The 15,878-nt window shown below is 74.0% G+C and carries 15 protein-coding genes (1 of these 15 running past the window's edge); 9 read left to right on the top strand and 6 right to left on the bottom strand.

The genetic code is table 11. The features are described from left to right. Positions 1-12: 12 nt before the first annotated feature. Positions 13-903 carry a glutamate ABC transporter substrate-binding protein gene (locus ACI6PP_RS18450; RefSeq protein ID WP_421113086.1) on the bottom strand — a complete coding sequence of 297 codons (891 nt, stop codon included), beginning with the start codon at positions 901-903 and terminating at the stop codon, positions 13-15. A 67-nt stretch (positions 904-970) separates the two neighbouring features. Next, a complete protein-coding gene (locus ACI6PP_RS18445; protein ID WP_421113087.1) occupies positions 971-1,699 on the bottom strand; it encodes an amino acid ABC transporter ATP-binding protein in 729 nt (242 codons plus the stop codon). Positions 1,700-1,904: 205 nt separating this feature from the next. On the opposite strand from ACI6PP_RS18445, the gene ACI6PP_RS18440 reads away from it, so the two are divergent. Both ACI6PP_RS18440 and miaB read left to right on the top strand, forming a co-directional pair. Then, positions 1,905-2,300 (top strand): VOC family protein, encoded by a 396-nt coding sequence (locus tag ACI6PP_RS18440; protein ID WP_421113085.1) that lies wholly within the window; start codon positions 1,905-1,907, stop codon positions 2,298-2,300. A gap of 31 nt (positions 2,301-2,331) precedes the next feature. Continuing rightward, entirely contained in the window at positions 2,332-3,852 is a 1,521-nt protein-coding gene (miaB, locus tag ACI6PP_RS18435) for a tRNA (N6-isopentenyl adenosine(37)-C2)-methylthiotransferase MiaB (protein ID WP_421113084.1), read from the top strand. A 56-nt stretch (positions 3,853-3,908) separates the two neighbouring features. Here the strand turns inward: miaB and ACI6PP_RS18430 are convergent, their stop codons facing one another. After that, positions 3,909-4,373: an NUDIX domain-containing protein gene (locus ACI6PP_RS18430; protein WP_421113083.1), complete on the bottom strand. Its 465-nt coding sequence runs from the start codon at positions 4,371-4,373 to the stop codon at positions 3,909-3,911. A gap of 5 nt (positions 4,374-4,378) precedes the next feature. Further along, a complete protein-coding gene (locus ACI6PP_RS18425; RefSeq protein ID WP_421113082.1) occupies positions 4,379-5,140 on the bottom strand; it encodes an IclR family transcriptional regulator in 762 nt (253 codons plus the stop codon). 87 nt (positions 5,141-5,227) lie between these two features. Here ACI6PP_RS18425 and hutH point away from each other — a divergent pair, with 87 nt between their 5' ends. Both hutH and hutU read left to right on the top strand, forming a co-directional pair. Then, positions 5,228-6,799, top strand: coding sequence for a histidine ammonia-lyase (gene hutH, locus ACI6PP_RS18420; RefSeq protein ID WP_421113081.1), 1,572 nt, complete (start codon positions 5,228-5,230; stop codon positions 6,797-6,799). Then, positions 6,796-8,466 (top strand): urocanate hydratase, encoded by a 1,671-nt coding sequence (hutU, locus tag ACI6PP_RS18415; protein ID WP_421113080.1) that lies wholly within the window; start codon positions 6,796-6,798, stop codon positions 8,464-8,466. Before hutH ends, hutU begins: the two co-directional genes overlap by 4 nt. Positions 8,467-8,470: 4 nt before the next feature. On the opposite strand, the gene ACI6PP_RS18410 is transcribed toward hutU, so the two are convergent. After that, on the bottom strand, positions 8,471-9,895 hold the full coding sequence (locus tag ACI6PP_RS18410) for an aromatic amino acid lyase (protein WP_421113079.1): 1,425 nt from the start codon (positions 9,893-9,895) through the stop codon (positions 8,471-8,473). A 156-nt stretch (positions 9,896-10,051) separates the two neighbouring features. Between ACI6PP_RS18410 and ACI6PP_RS18405 the strand changes: the two genes are divergently transcribed. Genes ACI6PP_RS18405 through ACI6PP_RS18390 form a run of 4 tightly spaced genes read left to right on the top strand, consistent with a single transcriptional unit; the run spans position 10,052 to position 14,173 of the window. Then, positions 10,052-11,263, top strand: a complete 1,212-nt coding sequence (locus tag ACI6PP_RS18405) for an allantoate amidohydrolase (protein ID WP_421113078.1) — start codon at positions 10,052-10,054, stop codon at positions 11,261-11,263. After that, entirely contained in the window at positions 11,260-12,411 is a 1,152-nt protein-coding gene (locus tag ACI6PP_RS18400; protein ID WP_421113077.1) for a formimidoylglutamate deiminase, read from the top strand. Before ACI6PP_RS18405 ends, ACI6PP_RS18400 begins: the two co-directional genes overlap by 4 nt. Beyond that, a complete protein-coding gene (hutI, locus tag ACI6PP_RS18395; protein ID WP_421113076.1) occupies positions 12,408-13,574 on the top strand; it encodes an imidazolonepropionase in 1,167 nt (388 codons plus the stop codon). Before ACI6PP_RS18400 ends, hutI begins: the two co-directional genes overlap by 4 nt. Positions 13,575-13,591: 17 nt before the next feature. Beyond that, complete coding sequence (locus ACI6PP_RS18390) at positions 13,592-14,173, top strand: DNA-3-methyladenine glycosylase (RefSeq protein WP_421113075.1); 582 nt, start codon at positions 13,592-13,594, stop codon at positions 14,171-14,173. On the opposite strand, the gene ACI6PP_RS18385 is transcribed toward ACI6PP_RS18390, so the two are convergent. Continuing rightward, positions 14,174-14,770, bottom strand: a complete 597-nt coding sequence (locus ACI6PP_RS18385; protein WP_421113074.1) for a hypothetical protein — start codon at positions 14,768-14,770, stop codon at positions 14,174-14,176. A gap of 160 nt (positions 14,771-14,930) precedes the next feature. On the opposite strand from ACI6PP_RS18385, the gene tyrS reads away from it, so the two are divergent. Continuing rightward, positions 14,931-15,878, top strand: the 5' portion of a protein-coding gene (tyrS, locus tag ACI6PP_RS18380; protein WP_421113073.1) for a tyrosine--tRNA ligase. It continues 321 nt past the right edge of the window; only the first 948 of its 1,269 coding nucleotides appear in the window; the start codon lies at positions 14,931-14,933; the stop codon falls past the right edge of the window.

Here is a 15,878-nt window from a genome sequence, read left to right as displayed (position 1 = left end):
ATCAGCGGCGCGTCAGGCCGCGCAGGCGTCGAACTCCGGCGGGGTCGGCGTCTCGCCGCCACCCTTGCCGAGGGTCGCCTCGTAGGCCTTGGCCCACTCGCCGTCCTCCTCGGCCGCGCCGATCGTGTCGACGATCCACTGGCACATCTCGGTGTTGGCCTTGTTGTAGCCGACTCCGTAGCGCTCCTCGGAGAACGGCTCGCCGACGACCTCGAGCTCGTCGGGGTTCTCGGCGGCGTAGCCGAGCAGGATCGAGCCGTCGGTGGTCATCGCCTGGACGGTGCCGTCGAGCACCTGGTCGCGGCACTCGGAGTACGTGTCGAACCCGCGCGGGGTCGCGCCCTCGGCCCGGATGTTCTCCAGCGACGTCGAGCCCGTCACCGAGCAGACCTCCTGGCCCTTGACGTCGGCGACGTCGTTGATGTCGCTGCCCTTCTTGACGAGCAGCTGCTGGCCGGTGACGTAGTACGGGCCGGCCTGGCCGACGATCGCGCGGCGCTCGTCGGTGATCGAGTACGACGCCAGCACGACGTCGACCTCGTCGGACTGCAGGAACGGCTCGCGGTTGTCCGAGACCGTCTCCTTCCAGGTGATGTCCTCGGGCGCGATGCCGAGGCTGGCGGCGAGGACCTTGCCCATCTTGATGTCGAAGCCGGCGGGAGCATCCGAGGTGGCGCTCTTGAAGCCGATGCCCGGCTGGTCGAACTTGACGCCGATGGTGATCTCGCCGGAGTCGGCGAGCTCCTTCATCTTGGTGCCGGCCTCGAAGTCCTCGGCGGCGTTCTCGGCGACGTCGACCTCGGCGCCGCCCTCGGTGTCGTCGCTGCCGGCGTTGCCGCAGGCGGCGAGCGTGAGTGCGGCGACCGCGGCGACCGCCGCGTAGCGCATCCGTCGTACCTTCATCGTGGGTTCCCTTCGGGGTGGTGGCCCACCGACGGGAGGCCCGCCGGTTGGTGTTGGTGGTGGCGGGTCAGTGCTTGAGGATCTTGCCCAGGAAGTCGCGGGCGCGGTCCGAGCGCGGGTTGGAGAAGAACTCCTCGGGGGTGTTCTCCTCGACGATCCGCCCGTCGGACATGAACACGACGCGGTCGGCCGCGGTGCGCGCGAAGCCCATCTCGTGGGTCACGACGATCATCGTCATGCCGCCCTTGGCGAGGTCGACCATGACGTCGAGGACCTCCTTGATCATCTCGGGGTCCAGCGCCGAGGTGGGCTCGTCGAAGAGCATCACCTTGGGCTCCATGGCCAGGGCGCGGGCGATCGCGACGCGCTGCTGCTGGCCGCCGGAGAGCTGGGCGGGGTACTTGTCGGCCTGGGCCTCGATCCCGACGCGGGTCAGCAGCTCGCGGGCGCGCTTCTCGGCGTCGGCCTTGGACTGCTTGCGCACCTTGATCGGGCCGAGCGTGACGTTCTCGAGGATCGTCTTGTGGGCGAACAGGTTGAACGACTGGAAGACCATGCCGACGTCCGCGCGCAGGCCGGCCAGCGCCTTGCCCTCCTCGGGCAGCTTCTTGCCGTCGACGGTGATGACGCCCTCGTCGACGGTCTCGAGGCGGTTGATGGTGCGGCACAGCGTCGACTTGCCCGAGCCGGACGGCCCGATGACGACGACGACCTCGCCGGCGGCGACGTGCAGGTCGACGTCCTGCAGCACGTGCAGCTGTCCGAACCACTTCTGCACGCCGTCCAGCGCGACCATCGGTGTCCCGGTCTGGTGCGAGGTGCCCGCTTCGTCCGCCATGCCCGGCAACCTATCGGCGGGCACGGTCGTCGGCGCAAGCCGAGAGCGCCCTCGGCGGCCAGACGCAACCCAATCGTCACCTGGGGGGCCGTTTGGCGCCCCGACCGCGTGCGTCGCGCAACCGGGTGGTGCTCGGGGGTGCGCGAGACCTAGCGTGCGCTGCATGACGAGCCGAGTGAGCCACACGACCATCGACTGCCGTGACGCCTACGCCCTGTCGGAGTGGTGGAAGCAGGTGCTCGGCTACGTCGACGAGGCGGACGACCCGAACGAGCCCGGCCACGACGAGTGCATGATCGTCGCGGCCGACGGATCGCACCGGCTGCTGTTCATCGAGGTGCCCGAGCCGAAGACGGTCAAGAACCGCATCCACCTCGACCTGATGGCCGTCCAGGGGTCGCGCGACGAGGAGACCGACCGCGTGCTCGCGCTGGGTGCGACGCCGGTGGAGGACCACCGGGTGCCCGACGGGCGCGGCTGGCTCGTGATGGCCGACCCCGAGGGCAACGAGTTCTGCATCGTCCGCACGCCCGAGGAGCAGGCGGCCACCGCCGACTGACGCGACGGCGGGCGCTTACCCTGGGAGCGCCATGACGATGCTCCACGACGAACCCACGACCACCGCGCTCTCGGCGCCCGCAGGTCGCACGTACCAGGTGCGCACCTACGGCTGCCAGATGAATGTCCACGACTCCGAGCGCCTCACCGGCCTGCTCGAGACGGCGGGCTACGTCCCGGCCGACGGCGACGAGCCGGCCGACGTCGTCGTGCTCAACACGTGCGCCGTCCGCGAGAACGCCGACAACAAGCTGTACGGCAACCTCGGTCACCTGGCGTCGGTGAAGGCCGAGCGCCCGGGCATGCAGATCGCCGTCGGCGGCTGCCTGGCGCAGAAGGACCGCGAGACGATCACGACGCGCGCGCCGTACGTCGACGTCGTCTTCGGCACCCACAACATCGGCTCGCTGCCGGCGCTGCTCGACCGGGCGCGCGTCGCCGAGGAGAGCCAGGTCGAGATCCTGGAGTCGCTGGACGTCTTCCCGTCCACGCTGCCCACCAAGCGCGACTCGGTGTTCGCCGCGTGGGTGTCGATCTCGGTGGGGTGCAACAACACCTGCACGTTCTGCATCGTCCCGAGCCTGCGCGGCAAGGAGCGCGACCGCCGTCCCGGCGAGATCCTCGCCGAGATCGAGGCGCTCGTCGCCGACGGCGTCGTCGAGGTGACGCTGCTGGGCCAGAACGTGAACTCGTACGGCGTCGAGTTCGGCGACCGGCTGGCGTTCGGCAAGCTGCTGCGCGCCTGCGGCGAGATCGAGGGCCTCGAGCGCGTGCGGTTCACCTCGCCGCACCCCAAGGACTTCACCGACGACGTCATCGCCGCGATGGCCGAGACGCCCAACGTCATGCCGCAGCTGCACATGCCGCTGCAGTCGGGCTCGGACACCGTGCTCAAGGCGATGCGCCGCTCGTACCGCCGGGAGAAGTACCTCGGCATCATCGAGCGGGTGCGCGACGCGATGCCGCACGCGGCGATCACCACCGACATCATCGTGGGGTTCCCCGGCGAGACCGACGAGGATTTCGAGCAGACGATGGAGGTCGTCCGCCAGGCGCGGTACACCAGCGCCTTCACGTTTCAGTACTCCCCGCGCCCCGGCACGCCGGCCGCGACGATGGGCGAGCAGGTGCCCAAGGCCGTCGTCCAGGAGCGCTACGAGCGCCTCGCCGCCCTCGTCAGCGACATCGCCTGGCGCGAGAACCAGCGCCTCGAGGGCACCGAGGTCGAGCTGCTCGTCGCCGACCACAAGGGCAAGAAGGACGGCGCCACGCACCGCCTGACCGGCCGCGCCCGCGACAACCGTCTCGTGCACTTCGTGCCCGGCGACCACGCCGTCCGTCCCGGCGACGTCGTCACCACCCGCATCACGCACGCCGCGCCGCACCACCTCGTCGCCGACGAGCCGGTGCTGACGGTGCGCCGCACCCGCGCCGGTGACGCGTGGGAGGCGCGCACGTCGTCACCGCGGAAGGTCGGCGTCACGCTCGGCATGCCCACGGTGGGCGTCCCGGCACCCCTGCCGCCCCTCGACGGCCCCGCCTGCGCCACCTGACCCCGGAGTTGTCGGCGCCTGGTGACGCCCCGGCATCACCACGCACCGACAGCTCCTCAGAAGCCCCGGACCATGACCGGCGGGACGGGGGAGCCGGACGCGAGGAGGCGCAGGACGTCCACCTCCTGCGGCGGCATGGCCTCGGGGAGGTCGGACAGCGGGAACCACCGGAAGCCCGCGTTCTTGGCCGGCTCGCGCACCGTCGGCTCACCGGTCCAGCGGCGCGAGACGAAGAAGAAGTCCACCCGCTGCTCGACGGGCCCGCCGCCGCGCTGGGTGCGGTGCACGGCGCACAGCGGCACCAGGTCGTCCTCGGCGACGACGACGCCGCCCTCCTCGAGCGCCTCGCGGCACGCGGCCGTCAGCGCGGACTCGTCCTCCTCGACGTGCCCGGCCAGGCTCGCCCAGCGTCCGTCCATGTAGCCGGTGTCCTGGCGCAGGTGCAGCAGCACCTCGTCGCCGGACGGCCCCTCGCGCAGCAGCAGGACGTAGGACGCGGGGACGAGCGCGAAGCGGACCACGGCGCTCACGATAGGCGGCGGGCCAGCTCCTCGGCGGTCGCGGTCACCTCGGCGACGAGGGTCTCGAACGCCGCCGAGCCGCGCTCGAGACGCGTCGCGTCGTAGGTGACCGCCACGCTGGCAGGCGACAGCGCCGCGGGCGTCCGCACGGCCACCGCGACGGACGCGAACCCGGGCGTCACCTCGCCGTCCTCGAACGCGTACCCCTGCGTGCGGGTGACCGTCAGCTCCGAGCGCAGCGCGCTGAGGCTCTGCGGCCCCACGCCGTGACGGTCGACGAACGCGCTGCGATCGGCGAACAGCGCGCGCACCTGCGCCGCAGGAGCGTCGGCCAGGATCGCCCGGCCCGACGCCGTCAGGTGCGCCGGCAGCCGTACCCCCACGTCGGTGACCAGCGGCGGACGACGCGGCGCACGGTCCTCGACGAGGTAGACCACCTCGCGGCCGTGCAGGCTCACCAGGTGGGCCGACTCGCCGGTCGCGTCGACGAGCCGAGCGAGCGGGAGGCGTCCGAGCCGGGCCAGGGGAGCGTGCCGCGCGTACCCGGTGCCCACCTCGTACGCCGCGACGCCGAGCCCCCAGAGGCCGTCGTCGCGGTGGTGCGTCACGAATCCTTCGGCCGCCATGGCCCGCAGCAGGTGGTAGGTCGACGACCGCGGCGCGTCGATCGCCGTCGCCACGCGGGCCGCCGGCACCGGGCGCGGCTGGCCGGACAGGAAGCGCAGCACGCGCAGCGCCTGCGTCGCCGCCGGTACCTCGCGCGCCATCGGCCCTCCTCGGTCGATCTCGGATCCGAGACAGCATAGGCGCCCGAACCGTCGCGACGACCACGGGTGCCGGGGTCCACTGGACCCATGAGCACCACCACCGCACCGCACCGCACCGACGTCGCGCAGGTCGTCGTCGGCACCGGCCCGCTCGAGCCCGCCGACGTCGTCCGCGTCGCCCGCCACGGCGCGTCGGTCCGCCTCGGCGACGACGCACTGGCCGCGCTCGCCGCCTCCCGCGAGGTGGTCGAGTCCCTCGCCGCGTCGCCGGTCCCGCACTACGGCATCTCGACGGGCTTCGGCGCCCTCGCCACCCGGCACATCCCGTCCGACCAGCGCACCCAGCTGCAGCGCAGCCTGGTGAGGTCGCACGCCGCCGGCCTCGGCCCCGAGGTCGAGACCGAGGTGGTGCGGGCGATGATGCTGCTCCGCCTGTCGACGCTGGCCACCGGACGCACCGGCGTGCGCCCCGTCGTCGCCACCACGATCGCCGCGATGCTCGACGCCGGCGTGACGCCCGTCGTCCACGAGCACGGCAGCCTCGGCTGCTCTGGCGACCTCGCGCCGCTCGCGCACTGCGCGCTGGCCCTGATGGGGGAGGGGACGGTCCGCGACGCCGACGGCGTGCTGGTGCCCGCCGCCGACGCCCTCGCCACGGCTGGCATCGAGCCCGTCGTCCTCGCCGAGAAGGAGGGCCTGGCCCTGATCAACGGCACCGACGGCATGCTCGGGATGCTGCTGCTCGCGATCGACGACCTCCGCGGCCTGCTCGACACCGCCGACGTCGCCGCCGCGATGAGCATCGAGGGTCTCCTCGGCACCGACGCCGTCCTCGCCGCAGACCTGCAGGCCCTGCGTCCCCAGCCCGGGCAGGCCGTCTCGGCCACCACCATGCGCGACGTGCTCGCCGGCTCGGCCATCGTGGCCAGCCACCGCGGCCCGGAGTGCACCCGCGTGCAGGACGCGTACTCGCTGCGCTGCTCCCCGCAGGTGCACGGCGCCGCCCGCGACACCGTCGACCACGCCGCGCTCGTCGCCGGCCGCGAGCTGGCGAGCGCCGTCGACAACCCGGTGGTGCTGCCCGACGGGCGCGTGGAGTCCAACGGCAACTTCCACGGCGCCCCCGTCGCCTACGTGCTCGACTTCCTGGCCATCGTCGTCGCCGACGTCGCCTCGATCAGCGAGCGACGCACCGACCGGTTCCTGGACGCGTCCCGCAGCAACGGCCTGCCGCCGTTCCTCGCCGACGACCCCGGCGTCGACTCCGGCCACATGATCGCCCAGTACACGCAGGCCGCGATCGTCTCCGAGCTCAAGCGCCTGGCCTCGCCGGCCAGCGTCGACTCGATCCCCAGCAGCGCGATGCAGGAGGACCACGTCTCGATGGGCTGGTCGTCGGCGCGCAAGCTGCGCCGGGCCGTCGAGGGCCTGGCCCGCGTGCTCGGCATCGAGGTGCTGACCGCCGCCCGCGGCCTCGACCTGCGCGCGCCCCTGACGCCCGCACCCGCCACCGCAGCCGTCGTCGCCGCCGTGCGCGAGCGCGTCGACGGCCCGGGCCCCGACCGCTTCCTCGCCCCCGACCTGCAGGCCGCCCACGACCTCGTCGCCGACGGCACCGTCCGCACCGCCGCCCTCACCACCACAGGAGACCCCCGATGAACGGCAGCCGACCCGTCCGCGCACCCCGCGGGACGCAGCTCACCGCCCGCAGCTGGCAGACCGAGGCACCGCTGCGGATGCTGATGAACAACCTCGACCCCGAGAACGCCGAGCGCCCCGACGACCTCGTCGTCTACGGCGGCTCGGGCAAGGCCGCCCGCGACTGGCCGGCGTACGACGCCCTGGTCCGCACGCTGACGACGCTCGCCGACGACGAGACGATGCTCGTCCAGTCGGGCAAGCCCGTCGCCGTCATGCGCACCAACCCGTGGGCGCCGCGGGTGCTCATCGCCAACTCGAACCTGGTGGGCGACTGGGCCACCTGGGAGGAGTTCCGCAAGCTGGAGGCCGAGGGGCTCACGATGTACGGCCAGATGACGGCCGGCTCGTGGATCTACATCGGCACCCAGGGCATCCTGCAGGGCACCTTCGAGACGTTCGCCGCCGTCGCCGACAAGCTCGCGGGCACCGAGGGCGGCACCGGCACCCTCGCCGGCACCATCACCCTCACCGCCGGCCTCGGCGGCATGGGCGGCGCGCAGCCGCTCGCCGTCACCATGAACGACGGCGTCGCGATCTGCCTCGAGGTCGACCCCGACCGCATCGCCCGCCGCATCGAGCACCGCTACCTCGACGTGCGGGCCGACTCGCTGGACGAGGCCCTCGCCATGGCTGTCCAGGCCCGGGACGAGCGCCGTGCGCTGTCGATCGGCGTGCAGGCCAACGCGTCCGAGGCGCTGCCGCACCTGCTCGCCACCGGCGCGCCCATCGACGTCGTCACCGACCAGACCAGCGCCCACGACCCGCTGTACTACCTGCCCGCGGGCATGGCGTTCGAGGACTGGGAGCTCGAGCGCGAGAAGGACCCCGCCGGCTTCACGCTGCGCGCCCAGGAGTCGATGGCGCGCCACGTCGAGGCCATGGTCGGGTTCGCCGACGCGGGCGCCGAGGTGTTCGACTACGGCAACTCGATCCGCGACGAGGCCCGCAAGGCCGGGTACGGGCGCGCCTTCGACTTCCCCGGGTTCGTGCCGGCCTACATCCGCCCCCAGTTCTGCGAGGGGCGTGGCCCGTTCCGCTGGGCCGCGCTGTCGGGCGACCCGGCCGACATCGCCGCCACCGACCGCGCCGTCCTCGAGCTGTTCCCCGACGACGAGCGGCTCAGGCGCTGGATCACCCTCGCGCAGGAGCGCGTGCACTTCCAGGGCCTGCCCGCGCGGATCTGCTGGCTCGGCTACGGCGAGCGCCACCGCGCCGGCGTCCGGTTCAACGAGATGGTCGCCTCGGGCGAGCTCTCGGCCCCGGTCGTCATCGGTCGCGACCACCTCGACTCCGGCTCGGTCGCCTCGCCCTACCGCGAGACCGAGTCGATGCTCGACGGCTCCGACGCCATCGCCGACTGGCCGCTGCTCAACGCCCTGGTCAACACCGCGTCCGGCGCCACGTGGGTCTCGATCCACCACGGCGGCGGCGTGGGCATGGGTCGCTCCATCCACGCCGGCCAGGTGGTCGTCGCCGACGGCACCGAGATGGCCGCGCAGAAGATCGAGCGCGTCCTCACCAACGACCCCGGCATGGGCGTCGTGCGGCACGTCGACGCGGGCTACGACCGCGCCGAGGAGGTCGCCGCCGAGCGCGGCGTCCGCGTGCCGATGACCGAGGGCTGAGCCCTCAGGCCAGGCCCGCCCGCACCAGGCCGACCGCCCGCTCGACGTCAGCGCCGAGCGGGCGGTCGGTGCGGTCGTCGGAGAGGTGGGCGGCGGCGAGGTCGAACACCTCGCGGACGGGGGTGTCGGGCAGGCGCTCGGGGTCGGTGCGCAGGGCGCGGACCGCCGCCACCAGCTCGCAGGCGAGCACCACCGACGCGTGCTCCACCAGGTGCTCGCTCCACAGCGCCGCCTGCGTCGAGAAGGACGCGTGCTCCTCCAGCCCGAGCGACACCACCGCGTGGCCGGTCGAGACGGGTGTCGTCAGGGTGCGGGCCTGCGCGAGGGCGTCCTGGGCGAGGTACTCCAGGATCATCACGCCCGAGCTGCCCACGGGGCCCGACGCCAGGAAGGCCGGGAGCCCGGTGAGCGACGGGTTGGTGAGCGCCGACAGCCGCGACGACGACAGCGCGAGCACCGGGTAGGTGGCCTGCCGCAGCGAGTCGAGCGCCGCGCTGAGGCGCGCGGTGACGAACCCGCCGTGGTGCAGCGGCGTCCCGTCCTCGACGACGAGCGGGTTCTCGCTCGGGTCGTCGACCTCGAGGCGGATGGCGCGCTCGGTCCACTGCAGGGAGTCCAGGAACGGCGCGTGCACCTGCGGCACCGTGCGCAGCCCGAACGGGTCCTGGATACGGGCGGGCGCGGCGTGGCCGGCGCCGAGGAGCGTCATCAGGCGGGCCGCGACCTGGGCCTGCCCGGCGTCGGGACGGCCGGCGTGCACGCGCGGGTCGTACGCCTGCAGGGACGCCTGCAGGGCGGCCGCGCTCAGGGCGGTGACGCGCTCGGCGGCGGCGGCGAGGTCCGTCAGGCGTCGCAGGGCCAGCACGGACGTCGCGAGGGTCAGGGCGTTGCTGCTCATGAACGGCAGCGCGTCGCCGTCGTCGACCTCGGCCACCGGCACGCCGCCGGAGCGCCAGGCGCGCTCGCCGACCAACGTCAGCGCCAGCTCGGCCAGAGGCACCAGGTCGCCGGTGCCGATGGAGCCGCAGCGGTGCAGGTCGGGCACCGACCCCGTCGCCACGGCGGCGCCGAGCGCGGACGCGAGCCCGGTGCTGACGCCCGAGCGACCCGACGTGATCTGGTGCAGGCGGATGGCCATCGCGGCGCGGGCGGTCGCGTCGTCGTACGTGGCCCCGAACCCGCCGGCGTGGCTGCGCCACAGCCGCAGGGGGTGCGACGCGTTGTCGTCGCCGGTGATCTCGGTGGGGACGTTCCTCAGCGCGCCGACGCCGGTCGTCAGGCCGTACACGGCACCGGAGCGCCCGGCGGCACGCAGACCCGTCCAGGCGGCCGAGATCCGCTCGTACCCGTCGTCGGTGAGGACCACGGGGGCCGGTCCGCCCTCGACGGCCCAGGCGGCGAGGTCCTCGAGTGGCAGGTGCGAGGCCACGGGGTGCTCCTGTCGGTCGTACGACTCTCCTCCCCGTAGCAGACCACGCGCCGGACGCCCGGTCGTCGACCGAGGGTGCGGTGGTGTCTCGCCGACGAGACACCACCGGTGGACGGGTCGCTGCCGACCGCGCCGGCGCGAGGGCAGGATGAGGCCATGTCTTTCGACGCGATGTGGGACGCGATCGCCCCCGTGGGCCGCGACGCCGGCGATGGCGGGTACCACCGCTTCGCCTGGTCCGACGCCGACCTGACGCTGCGCGAGTGGTTCGCCGGCGAGGCCGCCGCGCGCGGGCTCGAGCTCGTCGACGACGGCAACGGCAACCTGCTGGCCTGGCGGGGCGACACCACCCGCGACGACGCGCTGCTCGTCGGCTCCCACCTCGACTCCGTGCCCGGCGGCGGGGCCTTCGACGGCCCGCTCGGCGTGGTCTCGGCCTTCGCGGCGATCGACGACCTCGACGCGCGCGGCGTCGCGCTCGACCGGCCGCTCGCCGTCGGCGCCTTCGCCGACGAGGAGGGCGCCCGGTTCGGGATCGCCTGCGCCGGGTCCCGCCTGATGACCGGCTCGCTCGACGCCGAGAAGGCGCTCGGCCTGCGCGACCGCGACGGGCTCACCCTGGCCGAGACCCTGAGGGCGCGCGGGCGCCGGGTCGAGGACGTGCGCCCGCGGCCCGACCTGCTCGGCCGCATCGGCACCTTCGTCGAGCTGCACGTCGAGCAGGGCCGTGCGCTCGACCTCGACGACGGCGCCGCGGTGGGCGTCGGCTCGGCCATCTGGCCCCACGGCCGCTACCGCTTCACCTTCACCGGCCGCGCCGACCACGCCGGCACCACGCCGATGGACGATCGCCAGGACCCGATGCTCACCTTCGCGATGACGGTCCTCGCAGCCAACAAGCAGGCCCGGCTGCTCGGCGCGCGAGCCACCTTCGGGCGCGTCGAGGTGGACCCCAACGGCACCAACGCGATCCCGTCGCAGGTGCGGGCGTGGATGGACGCCCGCGCCGCCGACGAATCGGTGCTGGACGACCTCGTCGCCCGCGTCACCGCGCAGGCCGCGGACCGCGCCGGGCGCGACGGCACGGGCGTCGAGACGACGGCGGAGTCCGTCAGCGCCGAGGTCGCCTTCGACGCCGCCCTCGCCGCGGAGCTGTCGACGCTGCTGGACGACGCCCCCGTGCTGCCCACCGGCGCCGGCCACGACGCCGGCGTCCTCGCGCGGCACGGCGTCCCCACCGCAATGCTGTTCGTGCGCAACCCCACGGGCGTCTCGCACTCCCCGCACGAGCACGCGGACGAGGCCGACTGCCTGGCCGGCGTCGCCGCCCTCGCCCGCACCATCGAGCACCTGGCCGGTGCCCGGTGACCCTGACCGTGCCGGGCGGCTTCGCCAACGCCCACAGCCACGTGTTCCACCGCGCCCTGCGCGGACGCGCCCAGGCGCCGGGGTCCTTCTGGACGTGGCGCGAGCAGATGTACGACCTCGCGGACGCCCTCGACCCCGACCTGCTGCACCGCCTGGCCCGCGCCGTGTACGGCGAGATGCGCCTGGCGGGCTGGACGGCCGTGGGTGAGTTCCACTACGTGCACCACCGGCCCGGCGGCCGCCCCTACGACGACCCGAACGCCATGGGCGAGGCGCTCGTCGCGGCCGCCCGTGACGCCGGCGTCGCCATCTGCCTGCTCGACACCTGCTACCTCGCCGCCGGGTTCGGCGAGGCGCCGCAGGGCGTCCAGCAGCGGTTCTCCGACGGCGACGCCGCCGCGTGGGCCTCGCGCGTCGAGGACCTGCGAAGCCGCCACGCCGGTGCCACCGACGTCGTCGTCGGGGCGGCGGCGCACTCGGTCCGCGCGGTGCCCGCCGACCAGCTGCCGACCGTCGCCGGCTGGGCCCAGTCGCACCGGGCGCCCCTGCACGTCCACCTGTCCGAGCAGCCCGCCGAGAACGAGGCCTGCCTGGCCGCGCACGGCATGACGCCCACCGCGCTGCTCGACGAGGCCGGCTTCTGGGGGCCCGCCACCACCGCCGTGCACGCCACCCACCTCACCGAGGCGGACGTCGCGACGATCGGCGCCGCGTCGTCCTTCGCGTGCTTCTGCCCGACCACCGAGCGCGACCTCGCCGACGGCGTCGGACCCGGTCCGGCGCTCGAGGCCGCAGGGGCTCGGCTCACCCTGGGCTCGGACGGGCACGCCGTGATCGACCCGTTCGCCGAGATGCGGGCGCTGGAGGACGACGAGCGGCTCGTCAGCGGGCGACGGGGCACCTGGTCGGCCGAGCGGCTGCTCCGGGCCGCCGGGGTGGACGGTCACGCGTCGCTCGGGCTGTCCGCACCGCACGACGTCGAGGTCGCCTGGGACGCGCCGCACCTGGCGGGGGTGCCGGAGGGCCCGGAGGGGCTGGTGTTCGGTGCCACGGCCTCCGACGTCGTCCACGACCCCGACGCCGCGGAGGCCGTCTCGCGCGAGCTCGCCCGAGCCGTCGAGGCGTGCTGGGAGAGGGTGGGGCGATGAGCACGCTGCTGACGGGGATCGGCGAGCTGGTCACCACCGACCCGGCGCTGGGCGACGGCACCGTCCTGGGCGTCCTCCACGACGCCGCGCTGGTGCTGCGCGACGGGCACGTGGCGTGGGTCGGGCCCGCCGCCGACGCCCCCGCCTGCGACACCTCGCACGACGTCGGCGGGGCCGCGGTGGTCCCCGGCTTCGTCGACTCCCACAGCCACCTGGTCTTCGCCGGCGAGCGGTCGGCCGAGTTCGCCGCCCGGATGGCCGGCGAGCGGTACTCCGCCGGCGGCATCCGCAGCACCGTCGCCGCGACGCGGGCCGCCACCGACGAGCAGCTCGGCGCTCGGGCGGCCGCCCACGTGGCCGAGATGCGGCGGCAGGGCACCACGACCGTCGAGGTCAAGAGCGGCTACGGGCTCACCGTCGAGGACGAGGCCCGCTCGCTGCGGGTCGCGTCCGCGCTCACGACCGAGACGACCTACCTGGGCGCCCACGTCGTCCCGCCCGAGCACGCCGACGACCCCGCGGCCTACGTCGACCTCGTCACCGGACCCATGCTCGACGCGTGCGCCCCGCACGCCCGCTGGGTTGACGTGTTCTGCGAGACCGGCGCCTTCGACGCCGACCAGGCGCGCACGATCCTGCTCGCCGGGAAGGACCGCGGCCTGCTGCCGCGCGTCCACGCCAACCAGCTCGGCCACGGCCCGGGCGTGCAGCTGGCCTGCGAGCTGGGTGCGGCGGCGGCCGACCACTGCACGTACCTCAGCGACGCCGACGTCGACGCGCTCGCGTCCACCGGCACCGTCGCGGGTCTGCTCCCGGGCGTGGAGTTCTCCACCCGTTCGCCGTACCCGGACGCGCGCCGGCTGCTCGACGCGGGCGTCACCGTCGCGGTGGCCACCGACTGCAACCCCGGCAGCTGCTACACGTCGTCGATGCCGTTCGTCCTGGCTCTCGCCGTGCGCGAGATGGGGCTGACGCCCGCCGAGGCGCTGTGGGCCACCACCCGTGGCGGCGCGGCGTCCCTGAGGCGCGACGACGTCGGCCACCTCGGCGTCGGGGCGCGCGCCGACCTCGCCGTCCTCGACGCCCCGTCGTACGTCCACCTCGCCTACCGTCCCGGTGTCCCGCTGGTGCGCGAGACCTGGGTGGGCGGCGTGCCCGCCTGACGGCGAGACTGTCGCCCGTGCAGCTCCAGGGGGACGTCCTCGACGTCGCGCGCTCGCTGCTCGGCGCGCACCTGGTGCACGGCGAGGTCCGGGTGCGGCTCACCGAGGTCGAGGCCTACGCGGGGGCCGACGACCCGGCCTCGCACGCCTGGCGCGGCCCCACGCCCCGCACCGAGGTGATGTTCGGCCCGGCCGGGCGGCTGTACGTCTACCGCTCGTACGGGCTGCACTGGTGCGCCAACGTGGTGACGGGCGTCGACGGCGTGGCGTCGGCGGTGCTGCTGCGGGCGGGTGAGGTCGTCGACGGCGTCGACGCGGCTCGTGCGCGGCGCGGTCCGCGGGTCGCCGACGTCGGCCTGGCCCGCGGCCCCGCCAACCTCACGTCGGCCCTCGGCATCGACGGCGACGACGACGCGCACGACCTGCTCGTCGGTGACCGTCTCCGTCTGGAGGCGCGCCTCGGCCCGGCACCCGTGACGGGGACCGGGCCGAGGGTGGGCGTCTCGCGCGCGGCGGACGTCCCGTGGCGACTCTGGATCGACGGCGACCCGACCGTGTCGGCCTACCGGCGGAGCCCGCGCGCGCCCGCCGCGGGCTGATCAGTCCAGGCGGTTGACCTGGGCCCGGCCGCGGTCCTCCTCCTCCTGCTGCTCCTCGATCTTCTTCTTGACCCGGCCCAGCCCGGGCACCGCGCCGATGAGCTCGTTGAGCTCGCGCGAGACGTCGAGCAGGTCGCGCAGGTCGGGCGCCACCGAGTTCATCGTGCCGAGGATGGGGACGATGTCCTCGTTCAGGTGCTTGACCAGCTGGGGGGTGAGGTCGACCAGCCCGATCAGGGCGTCGACCTCCTTGTTGCTGGTCGTCTCGGCGAAGGTCTGCAAGGTGGGCTGCAGCGTCTGGAGCGCCGGCTCGAAGGCGTCGAGCAGCGCCTCGGCGCGGGCCGTGAGCACGGCGGCACCTCCGACGAGGGCCTCGGCCGTCTCCACGACCCGCTCGGTGTGCACGACGACCGCGTCGGCGCGGGCCCGCGTCAGGTCGACGGCCGCGACCACCTGGCGCACCTGCACGACGATCTGCTCGACGTCGGTGAGCACGGCGCCGAGGCGCGGGACCATGGAGATGACCTCCTCGAGCGCGGACCACCCCTGCTCGGTCACTCGCAGGACGTCCCGGGGACCGGGGATGGGCAGGCGCATGGGGTTCCCTCCAGGGTGTGGCGGCTCCCCTCAGAGCCACGCTCGCCCACCGTACGCGCGGCCCTGCCGGAGAGCCGGACGACGAGGACGGGGCGGTCGGGGGAGAATCGCCCGCAGAAGGACCCGCGTCGTGGGTCCTCGCGACGAAGGAGCATCGACCGTGACCACGCACGTGCTGGACGACCTCGAGGCGCGCGGGCTCGTCGCGCACTCGACGGACCCGGGCGCCCTGCGCTCCGACCTCTCGGCGGGGCCGGTCACGTTCTACGTGGGCTTCGACCCCACCGCACCGAGCCTGCACTTCGGCAACCTGCTGCAGCTGCTCACCGCACGGCGCCTCCAGGACGCGGGGCACCGTCCGCTGATCCTCGTGGGGGGATCGACCGGGCTGATCGGCGATCCCAAGGAGTCCGGGGAGCGGGTGATGAACTCCCGCGAGACCGTCGCCGCCTGGGTGGAGCGGATCCGCGCCCAGGTGCAGCAGTTCGTGTCCTTCGAGGGCCCCAACGCCGCCACCGTGGTCAACAACCTCGACTGGACCGCGGGGATGGACGTCCTCGACTTCCTGCGTGACGTCGGCAAGCACTTCCCGGTCAACCGGATGCTCGACCGCCACGTGGTGAGCAGCCGCCTGGAGGGGGGCATCAGCTACACCGAGTTCAGCTACGTGCTGCTCCAGTCCATGGACTACCTCGAGCTGTTCCGACGCCACGGGTGCGCGCTGCAGACCGGGGGGAGCGACCAGTGGGGCAACATCACCGCCGGCGTCGAGCTGGTGCGCCGCGCCGAGGGTGCCCGCGTCAACGCGCTCGCGACGCCGTTGATCACCAAGGCCGACGGCACCAAGTTCGGCAAGTCCGAGGCGGGCGCGGTCTGGCTCGACCCCGACCTGACGTCGCCCTACGCCTTCTACCAGTCCTGGATCCAGGCCGAGGACGCGAAGGTGGGGGAGTACCTCAAGCAGTTCACGTTCCTGCCGGTGGACGAGATCGACGCGCTGGTGGCCGACCACCAGGAGCGCCCGGGGGCGAGGGCGGCCCAACGACGCCTGGCCACCGAGGTGACCACGCTCGTGCACGGCGCGGACGAGGCACGACGCGCGGAGGAG

Source organism: Solicola agrisoli, from assembly GCF_049059935.1.
GTDB lineage: Bacteria > Actinomycetota > Actinomycetes > Propionibacteriales > Nocardioidaceae > JAURVT01.
The sequence above is the reverse complement of the archived record's forward strand: the minus strand, read 5'-3'. Positions and strand labels throughout refer to the sequence as shown.